Raw genomic sequence first — 16,641 nt, 5'->3', positions numbered from 1 at the left:
TAGTCATCTACAATGACTTTGAGGCAGCCTTTTATTTTTACTTTTTTAGCTCAATCTAAAAATAGTAGTTAATTTCATTTGATTAACTGATCCACCTTCACCGGAAGTCCAGTAGCGATCGAACGATTAGCTGCAATCCCGGTCATAATAGACAACGCCCCATCCACATGGGAAGCCGCCCGATTAAATCGATCCTCCACAGGTCGTTCAAAAATATCACGAAGCATGACCGGATCTCCGCCCCCATGTCCCCCAACGCCTTCTTCAATTTCAACTTCATAAGGCGGCGCAAAATGAGGGAATACAGTGATTTGCTTGTCCTTTAGTGCCCCTTCATCTTCTTTCTTCCCCCCGGCGTTTACATAGGACTGTTCAACAACCTTAACTTCCATCCGCCCCTTCGTCCCATTAAATACTACAATGAAGCCTTCCCAAGGCAAATAAGCATTAAGTGAATAGTTCATAATCGTCTTGTTTTTGTATTTGACCATGACTGCCATCGTATCCTCAATGCTGATATTATCACCGAATACACTTTGATCTCGCAGGTACCCATCTTCATGCTCGGCATCCAGATACATTTGCTTAAGCTGCTCGTTGTCTTTTAGATGAAGCGCAAAGGGATCATTTTCCGCTGCACTACTACCATGGGCACGCTGATAAAACTCTGTCACCCCGCGCTTCTCCGCATTCTCTCTGCCATAGAACCTTAAATCTCCCATGGCATAGACCGTATCCGGACGAGAGCCCAACCAGAAATTCATCAAATCGAAATGATGTGTTGATTTATGAACCAACAGCCCTCCGCTGTTCCGTTTATCCCGATGCCATCTGCGGAAGTAATCCGCCCCATGCTGTGTATTTAGCAGCCACTCAAAATTAACGGATAACACTTCTCCAATCGCCCCATCCATGATCAATTCACGGATTTTGGTATTGTGCGGGGCATAGCGGTAATTGAACGTAACACGCAGTTTTTTCCCCGTCTGCTCAATCGCTTCAAGAATTTCCTGACATTTCTCTTCATCTACCGTCATTGGTTTCTCCGAAATCACATCACAGCCAAGCTCCATCGCCCGGATAATATAATGGTGATGTGTGCGGTCAATACTCGTAACGATAACTACATCCGGCTTAGTCTCTTCAATCATACGATCGAACTCATGAGCTTTATAAGTAGGAACCGCATGATACTGATATTTCCCTTCCAATAATCGGTTCGCATAATCCATTCTTGCCCCATTCACATCGCAAAAGCCTACAATTTCTGAAGTTTCACGATAATTCGTAATTATCTCACCATAGAAGAACTCCGCTCGGCCACCGGTACCTACGAATACATATTTCTTCTTCGACACAAGGATCACTCCATCGCTATTGATTTAGATGCCGTTTCTTTCTATAGTTTATAGTATAAAATACATTCAAATCTAAGCGATTATTAGCAAAAATAGCGAAAACTTTGCATATATTAGCTTCATTATCTGAAAGGGGCAAATCTACAATGGAGCAGGAGCTAGAACCTCCATTTATCATTGAACAAATCAAAAGAGCCGGCCCATTCAGCATGGATTCCGACCATTATCACGATACATATGAAATTTATTATTTACTCGCAGGTGAGCGCAGCTATTATATCAACAACCTGATTTATACCTTACGCAAAGGTGATTTGATATTTATTAACAAAAATGAACTCCATCGCACCACTTCTAAGGGCTCAGCACGCCATGAGCGAATATTGATTAACTTTGAGGAGGACTTTCTGCAAAAAACGTTGGCGAACTACGACCTAAGTATTCCTTTTTTAACTACACAAAGCTTACTTCTGCGTCCCGGAGTACATGAACAAGGAGCCATCGAATCTATCCTCTTCTCCATGCTAAAAGAACAAGAAGAACATCGATCACAGCAAATCCCCTATCTTCAGACACTGCTCATCCAGTTATTTATTGAAATGAACAGAGTACAAGAAATAAGCCGCGAGCCCATCGCTCCTGAGAGCAGTGAGAAGCAGCTTAAAGTCTACGAAATGATCGATTATTTACAGGCACATTATGTTGAAAAGCTTACATTAGAGCAGCTATCCGAAACTTTTTTCATCAGCAGTACCTATCTTTGCCGTTTATTCAAACAGACCACTGGCTTCACCATTGTTGAATATCTAAACTACATTCGGATCAAGGAAGCCCAACGACTCTTGCAGAGCACTAACACTAAAGTCACTGCCATTGCAGAGAATACAGGCTTTGACAGCATCGCCCACTTTGGGCGGGTGTTTAAGCAAATCGCGAAATGCTCACCTCTGCAATACCGCAAGCAGAATCGCTGATCATCAGGCCTTGATTACACCTTTTTTGATAATAATATTTCCATAAAGTGCTTCTTCACCTGTGACTACAACAGCATAACTTTGCTTAGAACGATTGTAGAAATCAAACCGCTCCTCATATTTAATCGTCGCTTCAGCGTCATGTTTGGCGATTATCGACTCGTACGTGGACCAGATCACCGGCACCGTAGGATCTCCCTCAACCACAGCCATAAACGCCACCTGATGTTCCACATAATGATCAAGGGGCAGCAGTTCCAATATTGCATCCAAAAGATCAGGTATCCCAATACCATCATATCTTAGTACGTTCGAGTTCAAGGAGTGTCCTGGATAATTAGCATCTGCCAGTACAAGCTCATCTCCATGACCCATTTCCATCATCACACGTACCAGTTCCGGAGATAGTAGCTTAGGAATTTTTTTCAACATCCAAGCACCTCATTACTTCCCATAAAAAGATCTCAAAGCAACCAGCTCATCAATCCGATGCTGTGGCAGCTCTCTCTCTCCGTCAATCATACGTGTAATAAAGGTAATCTTGGCTGTATATTCGAGTCTCTCCATATTCAGATAAGCCTCCATAACATCCGTTCCCCAAGTAAGTGCTCCGTGATTTTCGAGCAGGACTGCTGTTTTTTTGCCAAGGAAAGGCATCAGTGAGTCCGGGATTTCTTCTGTTGAAGGTGTTCCGTATTCCGCCAAAGGAATATCCCCGATCATGATAACCGACTCTGGCATCATCATTTTATCGAGCGCCTCACCTTTAATGGCAAAAGCGGTAGCATACGGGGGATGTGCATGAACCACACCATTCATCTCAGGTAGCTCATTATAAATTCTCAAATGCATTTTGGTTTCCGTTGAAGGTCTGTATCCTTCCGCCGCTTCAAGAACTTCACCTTGCAAGTTTACTTTTACAATCATATGTGGCTCTAAATATCCCTTGCTTACCGCTCTGGGGGTAGTGAGAATTTCATTCTCTGATAACCGTGCTGAAATATTCCCATCATTGGCGGCAATGAAATCTTTATTAAACAAATTTCTGCCAATATCACAAATCTGCGAACGTAGTTTTTGTTCCAAGTTATCCATAAGTTCTCTCCTCGTATCCTATTTTTTAGAGTTTTTCACCAAAGAAGGCTGGTATGTCTTAAAGGTAAAAGATCGTGCCACGAACTCTTTCGCCTTAGAAACTTCCAATTTTCCCAGGGCAGCCAGCTGGACAATGATATTGCCAATTCCACTGGCCTCCACTGGCCCTGCAACGACTTCTCTACCCGTAGCATCAGCGGTGAGCTGGCATAATAGCTCATTTTGAATCCCACCGCCAACCATATGAATGATAGTGATGGTCTTGCCGGTGATCTCTTCCATTTCTTCAATCGTTCTACAGTATGATTGCGCAAGGCTCTCAAGGATAACGCGTATAAACTCAGCTTTCGTATTAGGCGACTGTTGCCCCGTTCGCTCACAATATTCCTGAATCCGCTGCATCATCACACCAGGTGTGCTGAAAAGCTTATCATTCGGGTCAATGATCGCTGGCGCCCCATTAATCGTTTGGGCTAATTCAACCATTTCACTTTGACTAAAATTCTCTCCTGCTTTCGCCCAATTCCTCTGGAGCTCCTGTAGAATCCATAGTCCCGTTGTGTTTTTTAGCAAACGATTAGAATTACCGTAGCAACGTTCATTTGTGAAACCATATTCATAGCTTTTCTCTGAAATGACCGGCTCAGGCGTCTCCATACCAACCAACGACCAAGTACCACAGCTTAAAAATGCTGCTTCATCCTTACGAGTATAAGGGATTGAAGCTACTGCTGAAGCCGTGTCATGTGAAGCGCCGGCTATCACTTTCATCGGGCCTATACTAAGCTCCTCTTGAATAATCGGTAGGATAGATCCAATAACCGTTCCCGCATGAACCTGTTGTGGAACTAGACTACTCGGAATCCCAAGTCTGTTAAATAATTCAGAGGAGAGCTCTCCCGTTACAGCATCCACTAAGCCGCTTGTACTCCAGATCGTGCTTTCTGCTGCTTTTATACCTGAAAACAGGTAATGAAATAGATCTGGCATCATTAAAATCGTATCCGCGGTCTCCATAAGAGAATCATTATCCTGAAAATCAGAGAACAGCTGATAAAGTGTATTAATGACACTTGGCTGAAGACCGGTCATACGGAATTGCTCTGCCGGTGACAGTAACGCTTCCAATTTAAGAAGGTGAGCCTCCATCCTCCGATCCCTGTAATGATGGGGGGAATAGAGCATCATTCCTCTTTTATCAATAAACCCATAGTCTACTCCCCATGTATCCACACTTAAGGACGTCAGTTCTCCATGTTGCCTAAAGGCTTTTTGAACCCCTTGCTTCATTTCATGGAAGAGCCTTAGAGTATCCCAATATAAATGCCCGTTGACCTGTACAGGCGTATTCTCAAACCGATGAATTTCTTCCATTTGCAGCTTATCGCCAGCATATATCCCCAGCATGACTCTTCCGGAACTGGCGCCGAGATCTATGGCTAGAAGCTTAATCGTATCACCCATTGTTCACCACACCTGCTTCACAGGAAGATTTTAATAGAGGGGTCCAAAGTTCTGACATGCTCTGTAATCTGCTCCCTCCAGATCTTCGGTACCAAATAACGACCATACCCGAGGTCTAAAAATACGTGATTCCTCAACATTATGCATGCTGACCGGAATGCGCAGAATAGACGCCAGCGTAATCAAATCTGCCCCAATATGCCCATAACTGATCGCTCCATGATTTGCGCCCCAATTATTCATGACATCATACACTGATTGGAAAGAACCACTATTGGTTAACTTAGGCGCAAACCAGGTAGTTGGCCAAGTCGGATCTGTTCTTTGATCCAGTGTATGATGAACATCTTCAGGCAGCTCAACCGTGTGACCCTCTACAAGCTGAAGAACAGGTCCAAGCCCTTTAACCAAGTTCATCCGTGCCATAGTAACTGGCATCCCGCCTTTAGTTAAATAATCCGTAGAGAAGCCGCCCCCGCGGAAATATTCTTGAGAAGCCGGACGGAACTCTGTATGGCTCAAACAAGCTTCTACCTCATCCTCCGAAATTTCCCAAAAAGGTTTAATCGCAGGTTTACCGTCTATCGTCTGCTCACCCGTCCCATCAAGGGCAGCCGAACCCGAGTTGATCAAGTGAAGTATTCCGTGTGCTGCCTCACCTTCCAATTGATGACCCGTTACTCGCTTAACTGCATCCGGACTCCAAAAGGTTCGGACATCCGCAAAAATTTGTGCAGTATTCGTAAGCAAATAATTGAACAGCATCGTTACTCCGTTCAGGCTATCATTCTCTGTCGCTACGATATAAGGTGTACGTTTGCCATTCCAGTCAAAAGAGGAGTTCAGTATCGTTTCCATGAAATCCCCATTAGGAAAATGATCCGTCCATTGGCGTTGACCTTGGAACCCACCCACAATCGCATTATGACCGTTGGCCTCTTCCTCAAAGCCCAGCTCAGCGAGAACAGGATTTCCGATCATCAGATCACGGGCGATCAATGTCATTTTCACACAAGTCTCCCACTGCTTCTCTTTTTCATCATCACTTATTTGCAGATGCTTCGGATTATTATCGGCACCAACTTGGCAGTTTTCTTTGGTCCACGCGAGTGCTCGCTTATATTCCTCTTTATCATAAATTCCCTCTTCAAAGCGGCGTACATATTCTGACATATCTATATATTCATTACGCATTCCCAGATACTCTTGGAAGAACTGTTCATTCACAATCGATCCAGCAATCCCCATCGAAACAGAACCCATTGATAAATAGGATTTCCCTCTCATTTGAGCGACAGCCAACCCAGCTTTGGCGAACTGCAGCAATTTAGTCTGCACATCCGCTGGAATCTCCTCACTGCTAGACTCCTGAACATCCTCACCATAGATACCAAACGCCGGAATTCCTTTTTGTGCATAAGCAGAGAGAACAGCAGCTAGATATACCGCACCTGGGCGTTCCGTTCCGTTAAATCCCCAAACCGCATGTGGGATTGAGGCATCCATATCCATCGTTTCAGAACCATAACACCAGCAAGGGGTCACAGTAATCGATACGCCAACATTAGCCCCAGCAAATTTCTGAGCCGCAGCAGCAGCTTCTTTAACACCACCAATCGTAGAATCGGCAATGATGCACTCTACGGGGCGGCCATCCGGATAAAATAAGTTCTCTTCAATAAACTTAGCTACCCGCTGAGCCATACCCATGGTTTGAGCTTCTAACGATTCGCGAACCCCTCTTCTTCTGCCATCAATGGTCGGGCGGATGCCAATTTTCGGATAGTTTTCTATCACTGCTGTTCCTCCTCAAGATCATCTTAGTATCATCGGTAATGGACCTATTTCTCCTTCATCATAAAATATGGAAACGCTTTAGTCAACATAAAACAACATATTTATAGATAAATTATGTGGTTTTATGTGGTATTGATATTATTATACTGTGGTATTATGTGAATATGAGGTTATTTCTTTGATTTATTGGGCAATGTAGTAAACTAGGAAGTAGATGATGATAGAGGTGAGTGAACGGATGAAAGCATTTGAACGGCGGGATCTAATCATTAATGAGCTGTATAGACAAAAGAAAGTCCATGTCGCTCAGCTGGCGCAAAAATTCAATGTCTCGGAAGAGACCATTCGGCGGGATCTGGATAAACTGGACAAGGAAGGACTTGCCAAGAAAAATTATGGCGGTGCAATCCTTAATGCCCACACGAATGAGGACCCTCCCTATGTGAGTAGACATCAGGTAAATATAGAGGCCAAACGTACGATAGCTGATCATGTCCTCCAATTAATTAATGATGGGGACAGTTTGGTGACGGATACGAGTTCAACAGTTTTTGAGGCTTTACGGAGAATTATAGAGGAGAAAAACAATCTGACGATTATTACGAATTCTTTGGTTGTATTATCCGAATTTCAACATTCTGGGCAAAAGCTAATTTCTACTGGTGGAATACTAGGCCCCGAGACTAGCTCCTTCGTTGGACATACCGCCTCACAGACTATTCAAAAATATAATGTGGACGTAGCCATATTCAGCTGTAAAGCGTTGTCTATGACTGGTGGGCTCAGCGATTCGAATGAAGAAGAAAGTGAATTGAAGATTCTCATGCAACAGCAGGCGAATAAAGTAGTTCTGCTCGCAGATCACTCTAAGTTCGACAGGACTGCGTTCATTAAATTATTTAGTTTCGATCGAGTGGATTATATCGTTACAGACGAGAAGCCTTCTGAGGAATGGATCGAGTTTCTGAATAACTATCATATATCTCTTATCTATGCACCCGCTGAGTAATCAGTAGGTGCATAAATAAAGATAAGGGGGCATCTTTATTTCACTAGTCGTTTAAAAGACCACTTTTCTCTACGATCTTCAGCCACTCCCCAGCAATCAGATCATGCCCAGCCGCTGTCGGGTGAACGCCGTCCCACAGCCAGTAGGCTGCATCTATTCTACGAGTACCTGCATCAAATGCTTCCTGTAAAGGAACAAACACAGCATTAAATTCCTCTGCAAGCTGCTTAACAACACCCTGATAATGAGTAATCCGCTCTTTCCATTCGTCCCATTGTTCTGCCGGAGCTCCGGTATTTAGAATAAAAGGCTCACACAAGACCAGCTTCGTTTGCGGAAGTACTTCCCCAGTTTCTTCAAGCACATGACGGTACGCACGTTCAAAACGGTCCGTTATACCACTTGGTTCCCCTTTCATTGTTCTCCAAAGATCATTAACACCAATTAAAATACTGATGATATTCGGCTGAAGGTATATCGCATCCTCATTCCAGCGTGCATATAAATCGGAGATCCGATCCCCACTAATTCCACGGTTATAGAACACGAGATTCTGCTCAGCCCGTTCGTTGCCTAGCTTACCGCCAATGATATATGCATAGCTATGTCCTAGAATATGATTGGGATCTTCATCACGACCACGGTTTCCATCCGTAATAGAATCACCCTGAAACAAAATCACTTTTTTAGCTTTAGAAGTTGGAATAGTCATTACTACGATTCATCTCCTTGATCTCGTCTTTTACATGAAACATTCAAGTTGAATGTTCCATAGGATACAAGTAAAGTTAACATATACAACTCAAGGAGGGAAGAAAATAATGAAATACAGAAGACTAGGCAATTCAGGACTAAAAGTCAGTGAAATCGGCTTAGGCAGCTGGCTTACATATGGAACAGCAGCAGAGCAAAAGGCAGCAGACGCCTGCATCAGCAAAGCTTTTGAATGCGGTATCAATTTCTTTGATACTGCTAATGCTTATAACCGTGGTGAAGGCGAAAAAGCAATGGGCGCTGCTCTTCGTGCTTATGAAAGATCATCTTATGTGCTGAGTACAAAGGTATTCTTCCCCATGGGGGATGATGTGAATAATCGTGGTTTATCACGTAAGCACATCATGGAGCAATGCGAAGCTAGCCTTCGCCGTTTAGGAACCGATTATATTGATGTTTATTTTTGTCATCGCTTTGACAGAGAGACGCCTGTGGAGGAAACTTTACGCGCGCTGGATGACCTAACTGCACAAGGTAAGATTCTGTATTCGGCAGTGAGCGAATGGAGCGCAGCTCAAATTTCTGACGCCACCGGCATTTCGCGCAGACTAAATCTGCGTCCGCTTATTTCCAATCAGCCTATCTATAACATGTTCGAACGTTACATTGAAGATGAGGTACTTGAGGTATGTCAGCGTGAGGGCCTCGGACAAGTGGTCTTTTCCCCACTCGCTCAAGGTATTCTGACAGGTAAATACAAACCTGGACAACAGCCTCCGGCAGGAACCCGCGCAGCTGATGATTCGGTAAATGGCGTCATTCGCAGCTACTTCCGCGATGATGTACTGACTGTTGTCGGACAGCTGGATGAACTAGCTAACAGTCTTGATTTGAAGCTGTCGCAACTAGCGTTAGCTTGGACCCTACGGCAACCTGGTGTAAGTTCTGCAATTATTGGGGCCAGTAAGCCAGCACAGGTGGAAGAGAACGCCCAAGCTGTTGATGCCGTTCTATCTCTAGATACTTTGGAGAGAATTGAAGAGATTCTAAAGCCAGTAGCCGATTTCGCTCCAGCGAGATAATCTAAAAGAGGTTGTACCAAAAGCCACAGCAATTGGCTTAGGTACAACCTCTCTTTTTCTTAAGAAATCAATTTGGATTCTTCGGCTTGTTCAGCCGCCTTTTCGATATAACGCTCCAGCGGCTTTTTGAGCGTTAGCGCCAGTAAGAGTGCTATTACACCGAATAGGATCAAATAAAGACAATCGCGAATCGCCACTTCCGGCAGAATCCCCCCTACCGCCTCCCGCATCAAACTAATCGCATAAGTAAATGGCATAAACGGATTCAATATTTGAAAGAAATGGCCTGTTGTACTGATTGGAAACGTACCGCCAGAGCTTGAGAATTGAAGCACCATGAATACGATTGCTATCCCCTTCCCAACATTGCCGAATACGGAGACAAGTGTAAAAACAATCGTCACGAATACGATACTAATTAATACTGCAAAAAGGACAAACCACACCTTGTCCACCACATAACATTTCAGAATAAAGATATTACCAAGTACAGCCACCAACGCTTGCAGAATCCCAACCGTAAGAAACGTCAGCAAACGTCCAAAATACAATTGATACCGCTTGTACACAATTCCCTCAGTATCCACTCCCGTACGGAGAAGTGAGATTAGGAGTGTGCCACCTACCCATAAGGAAAGTACAACATAAAAAGGAGTCATAGCCGAACCATAATTCGGAATAGGATATAACTTATTCTCTTTTAATACTACCGGATTGGCCAAAAATTCACTTTTGCTCTTAATATCCCCTCCGAGCAGCTCAGCAATCTCTCCCAGATCCACCTCATCTTTGATCTGACGGATGGTGGCTGCCGCTTTACGAATCGAATCTTCCAGTATCGGAAGATCATTTCGCACCATATCCGCTGCGACCGCCACTCCCTTATCCGCACGGGGGAGACCTGTACGTATCAGATCAGAAATCTGGTGCACCCGTTCCTCTACAGCCGGCAGATCCTGACGGACGAAATTTGCAGCTTGTTGTATTTTTTCTCCTGCAACAGGCAAGCTGCTCTGAATTAGTGGAAGTGTATCGCGAACAAAAGTACCAAAGCTCTGTGTCTTATCTGCGACACCGCTAGCTGCTGTATGTACCGCTTCACGAATAGCTGGTAAGTCCTGCTGTAGACTAGCCAAGCTTGATCGTCCGAACTCGATTGCTGCCATAGTCTCCTCAAGAAGGGTACCCAGCGCCGATAGACGATCCGGAACTTGTTCCAGGGCAGTGGCTGTAGTCTCAGCAGCAGTGGATATTTGCTCTAATGTATTTTTTATAGCAGGGATAGTTGCCGCTTCATATTCGGAAATAAGCTTCGAAATGGCTACGTTCCCTTCGCCAGATTTAAGACCCAATTGCTTAACATTACTCGGATCAGGCTGACCCTCATTTTGTAGATCCGTCGCCAGTGAGTTTACCAAAGAAGTCTGTCTGCTCAAGGCATTGTTTACAGCCTTCAAGGTGCCAATCTCAGCATTAGTTACTGTTCCTGGTGAGAATGTATTCAGTGCCGATAACAAAGAAAGCGTATGATCCATCACGTTACTTCCCGACACCAGCTGAGCGGAAACTGACTCAAGTTGCTCGCGTACCGCTTGCGGGTCAAGATCTTCTCCCTGCAGCAGTTCAGCAAGCTGAACTACTGCGTTCTCCGTATTTTGCAGCAGGTATATATTTTGTTTGAGGGCGGCAGGTACCGCTTCAAATGCAGCATTACTCTTCTCTAAGAACTGTTGAAGCTCTAGAACAAAATCATTTCCAGCAGTTACAATTTTGTCGGCCTTAGGTAGCGCAGTTAGGGCAGTGTTAACAACTTTATTTGCTTCCGCAAGACCTTCCGACGCCTTGTCCATGATTTGTTCCACTTCACCAAAATGATTATCAAGTTGAACGATTAGCTGTGCTGCTTGTTCAATTTTGGGTAGCTTATCCTGCAGCTCCCCTAAATGATCTGCAACATTGGCAATTTGAGGCCAATGTTCAGCTATTTTTTCTAAAGCCAATCCCGCCTTTTCCACATCAGGCAGCTTATTCTCCAGCTTAGAGATGCGCGTTGCCGATGCATGAATTTGCGGCCATTGCTCCTCAATTTTCAATACATGTTGGCCTGCCGTTTCAATCTCGGGGAGACTTGCCTCTAACTTAAACAACCCTTTTTCAACCTTGCGTATAATAGGCAATTCAGATTGGAATTTTGAATCAATTTGCTTTAAAGCCCTAAATACGGTTTCGCTAATGGTTTCCGTAAAATTCTCACTGATCTGTGTTGTAATTGAAGAGGCACCTTTATCTGTGATTTTAGGGGCAATCGCATTTATCTTCTCATTGACGGTATATTCAATCTCTGGTTTCACGATCCTGCCTTCGAGGATTCCTGTCATTCTTTTGGAGAAATCAGCAGGGATAACAATACTCGCATAATAATCTCCACGCTTCACACCGTTGTGCGCAGCTTCTGCATCTACGAAGGTCCAGCCTAAGCTTTTATTATTCCGAAGACTTTCCATGACATCATTGCCGATATTGAAGCTCTTATCCTTCACAGTGGTCCCTTCATCCAAACTGGTTACAGCAATCTTAATACCAGAGGTATTACTGTAGGGATCCCACACCGCCGCAACGTTAAACCAATCATACACAGAAGGTAACACCACCAAAGCAGCGATCAGGAACACGGCCACAGGAACCTTAAATACGTTGCGCCAGTCGTTCCTATAAATCCGTAGTATTCCACCCATTCGTTGCTCCCCCTAATCTGTATGTTTTGACATTTTAATATGCCCGAGGAGACAAACTTTTACTATCATTTTTAGTGGATTCATGACCGGCATCGTTTTTCAGAAATATTTTAAAAAAATTGCAACAAAACCTGCTCGTTTAACGTAATAGAAGTATATAGCCCGTTTAGGAAAAAACGTAGCGGGTAATAAGATATATACAACCTTTTTACATATCTCAAGGGGGAGATTTCTAATGTTTAAGAAAAAGTCAGCGTATGTGTTACCGGTTGTTGTTCTATTGTTTCTTTCCCTAATTACTACTGCAAGTACCGTTGGAACACGAGTAGATGCGCAAGATAGTGGCAAGACTCAGCAACAGACGGTATATATCCATACTATTCAATCCGAGAATGGCAAGCTTTCCATTACAGCCGATGAAATAAACTGGTATCAGGGTGCTGATGCTGACCGAGTCTTTGCTGAAAGAGACCCAGAAGGTGCAGCAGAAATTGGCGGGGCTCCAGACGGATATTATGTTGTTAATGATGTTGATACACTGACAACCTATCCGATCGCGGATAACGCAAAAGTCACCATGCAGATCTTTGATCACACTGGTAACATTGAGGACTTAGACATTCAGTGGAACGAAGCCATTACCTTACAGCAATTTATCGATCAATTTAATAAAACGGATATTTTCGATCTAAGCCAGTTTCCTTATCACCTTACGATTCAGGACGGCGTAATCACCTCCATCGTGCAACAATATATACCTTAAGCAGCAACACGTAACATATGAAAAAGAGGGTTACCCAGCGGCCATTTACGTGGCTAATGAGTAACCCTCTTTTTTTTGCAAAACGGATTGTTTTTATTGCGCATCCCTAACAGGAACTCCAAAATTCGGCGTGCCATCTTCATTCCAATGGAAGACCTGAGCGCGAGTATGACGGTTTGGATCATAAAGAGGATCGCCAGTAATTTCTTTATAATTGCGGCAGTGGTAGATGAGCACATCTTTCCCATTTTCATTGACTGTAAAGCTATTATGGCCTGGACCGAATTGTCCATTTTCTTCATTCGTTTGGAATACTGGATTTGGTAGTTTAGTCCATGAAGCTGCCTCCAGAAGTTCGCTGTCTTCATCCGCTACTAAAAGTCCCATGCAATAATTGAAGTCTGTAGCACTCGCCGAGAAGCTGATAAAGATACGACCATTTCGTTTCAGTACTGCTGCGCCTTCGTTTACTTTGTACCCAATAATTTCCCAGTCATGCTCTGGAGTAGCAATCATAGTCTGAGGACCTGTGAGTGTCCACGGATTGCTCATTTCAGAAATATACAGATTAGAATTACCCTCAATATTCAGGTCCTTCTGAGCCCATACGTAGTACAGTTTTCCTTTATGCTGAAACGTTGTCGCATCCAAAGCGAACGATTCCCAAGCAGTCTTCACTTGACCTTTTTCTACCCATGTTCCTTCTAAGGGATCAGCAGATGCATTCTCGAGCGCAAACATACGGTGATCGAACAAACCATCCGTCGTCTCCGTAGTCCGTGCTGCAGCAAAGTAAATGTACCATTTTCCGTCTATGTAATGAATTTCCGGCGCCCAAATGTTAGCACTAAGTGGCCCCGTCTCATACTTGCGCCATGCTACAACTGGTTCTGCAGTAGTTAATCCTTCGATCGTTGTCGATCTTCTTACTTCGATCCGGTCGTATTCTGGAACAGAAGCTGTGAAATAATAATATCCATCCGTATGTTTATATACCCATGGATCAGCACGTTGCTCCACCAATGGGTTGTTGTACTCTCTACTCGTATCCATAATCTCTCTCCTCTATAAAAGCTTTAACAATGCAGAACCATGCGGTGGAAGAACCTGCGCAACCCCTTCATTAGTAACTTCCAGGTCATGGCTTTGCCACAGATTACGTATCGTTTTTGGAACTGAAACATTTAGCTTTTGGAACGATACCTGGAGTGTCGACTCTTTGTCACTGAGATTAAACAACGCTACATAGTGGTTACCTTGTTCATCCTCAGAAGTCCAGATCGCATACTCTTCGTTCCGCTCTACTTGTCTACCACCCTTACCAAAATGATGCAGATGAAGCACTTCCCTATTGGTTAACAAAGATAATGTCCACTCATCATTGTCTCTAAGCTCTCCCCCGAACATTAAAGGCGAACGGAAAATAGTCCAGAGCGTCATCATGGTAACCTGTTCGTCAGGAGTAAACCTTGTAAATCGGTCTCCCCCGCCATCAACGGAACGAATCCCAAGATGACCTAGCGGCAGCATATCACAGTCTGGCCAATGGCCTGGCTGAACGTAAGGAGCCCATTTTTCGCAGCGCTCGAACATTCCACGCAGCAAATGCCAATGATCCCAATAATCGTCGGTCATTCTCCACAGGTTAGCATGTTCAGCTAAGTGTTCAGCCTCTTCTACCGGAGCAGGTCCAGGTGAAAGACTAAGCACCATTTCACGACCACAGCGGTCGATAGCCTTACGGATCATGGCAACTTCGTCTTTGTGGTATCCATAAATACGTGAAGCGGCAATATCATCCACCTTCACATAATCTACACCCCAACTGGCATACAGCTGGAAGAGAGAATCATAGTAAGCCTGACTGCCTTCTTTAGAAGCATCTACTCCATACATATCTGTATTCCACGGACATATAGAATTGGGATGTGCGATATCACGTGCGGTTTGCTCAGATTCTAGAATGGAACTTGCCGCATGAACGGCCTGTCGAGGGATTCCACGCATAATATGGATGCCGAATTTCAACCCTAATCCATGCACATATTCAGCGAGTGGGGCAAATCCTTTGCCTCCCTTTGCGGAAGGAAAACGATTTTCTGCCGGTTGAAGTCTGGAATACTCGTCCATGACCAACGGTACAAAGTTACGATATTGCGAAGAGTTCGCTCCAGGCTCATACCACTGAATATCCACAACAACATATTCCCAGCCAAATTCCTTCAAATGAGCAGCCATATATTCGGCGTTGCCTCTTACCTCTTCTTCATTAACACTAGCTCCGTAACAGTCCCAGCTATTCCAGCCCATTGGGGGCGTTGCAGCTAACATAATGATTTTCACGTCCTTTTCTAAGACTTTCAGTTTAAAAATAGCATAGACAAAAAGACTTGTAAACTTATATTTAAACCTTTTAATACTTTTATAAAATAAATAGTGAAAATAACATGATTTTGTTGTAAAACCATCTTATCTTGTGAATTAGTTTCATTAATTTTTAAATTAAATTAGATTAAATACAAAAACAGGAAAAAAACTCCCTTATTTTTATCATTCTACAAAATAAGGGAGGATGCTTTATTTATATGCTATATTAGTTTATAATTTCATAAAACAGTATTCATTTATGACCATGTGGAAGAAGGTATTGATAAAATGATCTATATTAAAGATTTAATGAGTGGTCTTGAAATATTCAAGGCGCTTAGTTCTGAAATCAGAATCCTCATACTCGAACTTTTAGCTACCAATCAAGCACTGAATCTGAATGAAATTGCCAAGAAGCTGAACCTCAGCAATGGCGCAATCACGATGCATATTAAAAAGTTAGAAGAAAGCGGTCTCATCGAGATAAACACATCCGTGGGTAAACACGGTATTCAGAAGGTCTGCTATTTAAATAAGGATAAGCTTATTGTTGATCTTCGCAGCAAGGATGTTGATAATCTCTACGAAGTAGAAATCCAAGTAGGACATTATAGCAACTATCAGGCTGTTCCGACCTGCGGACTTGCTACCAAAGACAGCATTATCGGCGACTTCGACGAACCCCGTTATTTCGCTGATCCTCAGCGGATTGAATCCGAGATCATTTGGATGGCTGAAGGCTTTCTCGAGTATAGAATTCCGAACTATCTTAAAGCTAATCAAACGTTCCGCGAAATCCAATTCTCGATGGAGATTGGCTCTGAGGCCCCTGGATCTAACGATAACTATCCCTCCGATCTTTATTTCTACTTAAATGGAATTGAAATCGGCTACTGGACTAGTCCTGGAGATTTCGGAGACACGCGTGGAACGTTTAATCCAGACTGGTGGCCTCCACATTTAAACCAATATGGTATGCTCAAACTGATCCGTATCAATAATGAAGGTAGTTTTATTGACGGTTGCCGGATTTCTGACGTGACCCTGGATGATATTCAGCTTGATTACAAGAGCGAGCTTACTTTCCGGATAGCCGTAACGGACAAGCCTGTAAACAAACGCGGGCTCACCATTTACGGCAAACATTTCGGCAACTATAGCCAGGACTTACTGGCGCGTGTACTATATGATGTTCATGAAGTTGAAATTGGCGCTTCTCGTACTGCCGTTACCTTATCAGAGTAAAACATTCCCTAAACAAAAAGACCTTAGAACCAGCAATA

14 protein-coding genes are annotated in these 16,641 nt (G+C 43.6%); 5 read left to right on the top strand and 9 right to left on the bottom strand.

Going from position 1 to position 16,641, the window contains the following annotated elements; genetic code table 11:
• Positions 1 to 74: 74 nt before the first annotated feature.
• Positions 75 to 1,358 (bottom strand): Gfo/Idh/MocA family oxidoreductase, encoded by a 1,284-nt coding sequence (locus MKY99_RS07580; RefSeq protein ID WP_339269680.1) that lies wholly within the window; start codon positions 1,356 to 1,358, stop codon positions 75 to 77.
• Between the two features lie 146 nt (positions 1,359 to 1,504).
• Here MKY99_RS07580 and MKY99_RS07575 point away from each other — a divergent pair, with 146 nt between their 5' ends.
• Positions 1,505 to 2,332, top strand: coding sequence for an AraC family transcriptional regulator (locus MKY99_RS07575; protein WP_339269678.1), 828 nt, complete (start codon positions 1,505 to 1,507; stop codon positions 2,330 to 2,332).
• Between the two features lie 3 nt (positions 2,333 to 2,335).
• Here MKY99_RS07575 and fucU read toward each other — a convergent pair whose 3' ends face one another.
• From fucU to MKY99_RS07555, 4 genes are read right to left on the bottom strand one after another with little or no spacing between them, the layout of a single operon-like run.
• Positions 2,336 to 2,764 carry an L-fucose mutarotase gene (gene fucU, locus MKY99_RS07570; RefSeq protein WP_339246076.1) on the bottom strand — a complete coding sequence of 143 codons (429 nt, stop codon included), beginning with the start codon at positions 2,762 to 2,764 and terminating at the stop codon, positions 2,336 to 2,338.
• 12 nt (positions 2,765 to 2,776) lie between these two features.
• Positions 2,777 to 3,427, bottom strand: coding sequence for a class II aldolase/adducin family protein (locus MKY99_RS07565; RefSeq protein WP_076298138.1), 651 nt, complete (start codon positions 3,425 to 3,427; stop codon positions 2,777 to 2,779).
• An 18-nt stretch (positions 3,428 to 3,445) separates the two neighbouring features.
• Positions 3,446 to 4,891, bottom strand: a complete 1,446-nt coding sequence (locus MKY99_RS07560; protein ID WP_339269675.1) for a rhamnulokinase family protein — start codon at positions 4,889 to 4,891, stop codon at positions 3,446 to 3,448.
• A 30-nt stretch (positions 4,892 to 4,921) separates the two neighbouring features.
• Positions 4,922 to 6,688, bottom strand: coding sequence for an L-fucose isomerase (locus tag MKY99_RS07555; RefSeq protein ID WP_339269673.1), 1,767 nt, complete (start codon positions 6,686 to 6,688; stop codon positions 4,922 to 4,924).
• 238 nt (positions 6,689 to 6,926) lie between these two features.
• Between MKY99_RS07555 and MKY99_RS07550 the strand changes: the two genes are divergently transcribed.
• Positions 6,927 to 7,697 (top strand): DeoR/GlpR family DNA-binding transcription regulator, encoded by a 771-nt coding sequence (locus MKY99_RS07550; protein ID WP_042193458.1) that lies wholly within the window; start codon positions 6,927 to 6,929, stop codon positions 7,695 to 7,697.
• A gap of 43 nt (positions 7,698 to 7,740) precedes the next feature.
• Here the strand turns inward: MKY99_RS07550 and MKY99_RS07545 are convergent, their stop codons facing one another.
• The gene (locus MKY99_RS07545) at positions 7,741 to 8,409 is read right to left on the bottom strand and encodes an SGNH/GDSL hydrolase family protein (protein ID WP_076284308.1); all 669 of its coding nucleotides are present in this window, start codon (positions 8,407 to 8,409) and stop codon (positions 7,741 to 7,743) included.
• 109 nt (positions 8,410 to 8,518) lie between these two features.
• Between MKY99_RS07545 and MKY99_RS07540 the strand changes: the two genes are divergently transcribed.
• A complete protein-coding gene (locus MKY99_RS07540; protein WP_339269671.1) occupies positions 8,519 to 9,493 on the top strand; it encodes an aldo/keto reductase family protein in 975 nt (324 codons plus the stop codon).
• A 59-nt stretch (positions 9,494 to 9,552) separates the two neighbouring features.
• Here the strand turns inward: MKY99_RS07540 and MKY99_RS07535 are convergent, their stop codons facing one another.
• Positions 9,553 to 12,228, bottom strand: a complete 2,676-nt coding sequence (locus MKY99_RS07535) for a YhgE/Pip domain-containing protein (RefSeq protein ID WP_339269669.1) — start codon at positions 12,226 to 12,228, stop codon at positions 9,553 to 9,555.
• Between the two features lie 235 nt (positions 12,229 to 12,463).
• Between MKY99_RS07535 and MKY99_RS07530 the strand changes: the two genes are divergently transcribed.
• Positions 12,464 to 12,991: a hypothetical protein gene (locus tag MKY99_RS07530; protein WP_339269667.1), complete on the top strand. Its 528-nt coding sequence runs from the start codon at positions 12,464 to 12,466 to the stop codon at positions 12,989 to 12,991.
• A gap of 93 nt (positions 12,992 to 13,084) precedes the next feature.
• Here MKY99_RS07530 and MKY99_RS07525 read toward each other — a convergent pair whose 3' ends face one another.
• Complete coding sequence (locus MKY99_RS07525; RefSeq protein WP_339269665.1) at positions 13,085 to 14,044, bottom strand: family 43 glycosylhydrolase; 960 nt, start codon at positions 14,042 to 14,044, stop codon at positions 13,085 to 13,087.
• 12 nt (positions 14,045 to 14,056) lie between these two features.
• A complete protein-coding gene (locus MKY99_RS07520; RefSeq protein ID WP_339269663.1) occupies positions 14,057 to 15,334 on the bottom strand; it encodes a glycoside hydrolase family 27 protein in 1,278 nt (425 codons plus the stop codon).
• 312 nt (positions 15,335 to 15,646) lie between these two features.
• On the opposite strand from MKY99_RS07520, the gene MKY99_RS07515 reads away from it, so the two are divergent.
• Entirely contained in the window at positions 15,647 to 16,603 is a 957-nt protein-coding gene (locus MKY99_RS07515; RefSeq protein ID WP_042131966.1) for a winged helix-turn-helix transcriptional regulator, read from the top strand.
• The last annotated feature ends 38 nt before the right edge of the window (positions 16,604 to 16,641 follow it).

Origin of the sequence: Paenibacillus sp. FSL R5-0470, from assembly GCF_037975205.1 — a bacterium.
GTDB lineage: Bacteria > Bacillota > Bacilli > Paenibacillales > Paenibacillaceae > Paenibacillus_AQ.
Note: the sequence above shows the minus strand (reverse complement) of the source record. Positions and strands in the feature narration are given on the sequence as shown.

What these genes read in the sequence shown, in the direction of transcription:
- MKY99_RS07545 (WP_076284308.1), bottom strand. Translation starts at nt 8,409, where the DNA reads ATGACTATTCCAACTTCTAAAGCTAAAAAAGTGATTTTGTTTCAGGGT.
- MKY99_RS07550 (WP_042193458.1), top strand. Translation starts at nt 6,927, where the DNA reads ATGAAAGCATTTGAACGGCGGGATCTAATCATTAATGAGCTGTATAGA.
- MKY99_RS07515 (WP_042131966.1), top strand. Translation starts at nt 15,647, where the DNA reads ATGATCTATATTAAAGATTTAATGAGTGGTCTTGAAATATTCAAGGCG.
- MKY99_RS07560 (WP_339269675.1), bottom strand. Translation starts at nt 4,891, where the DNA reads ATGGGTGATACGATTAAGCTTCTAGCCATAGATCTCGGCGCCAGTTCC.
- MKY99_RS07535 (WP_339269669.1), bottom strand. Translation starts at nt 12,228, where the DNA reads ATGGGTGGAATACTACGGATTTATAGGAACGACTGGCGCAACGTATTT.
- fucU (WP_339246076.1), bottom strand. Translation starts at nt 2,764, where the DNA reads ATGTTGAAAAAAATTCCTAAGCTACTATCTCCGGAACTGGTACGTGTG.
- MKY99_RS07525 (WP_339269665.1), bottom strand. Translation starts at nt 14,044, where the DNA reads ATGGATACGAGTAGAGAGTACAACAACCCATTGGTGGAGCAACGTGCT.
- MKY99_RS07530 (WP_339269667.1), top strand. Translation starts at nt 12,464, where the DNA reads ATGTTTAAGAAAAAGTCAGCGTATGTGTTACCGGTTGTTGTTCTATTG.
- MKY99_RS07540 (WP_339269671.1), top strand. Translation starts at nt 8,519, where the DNA reads ATGAAATACAGAAGACTAGGCAATTCAGGACTAAAAGTCAGTGAAATC.
- MKY99_RS07565 (WP_076298138.1), bottom strand. Translation starts at nt 3,427, where the DNA reads ATGGATAACTTGGAACAAAAACTACGTTCGCAGATTTGTGATATTGGC.
- MKY99_RS07575 (WP_339269678.1), top strand. Translation starts at nt 1,505, where the DNA reads ATGGAGCAGGAGCTAGAACCTCCATTTATCATTGAACAAATCAAAAGA.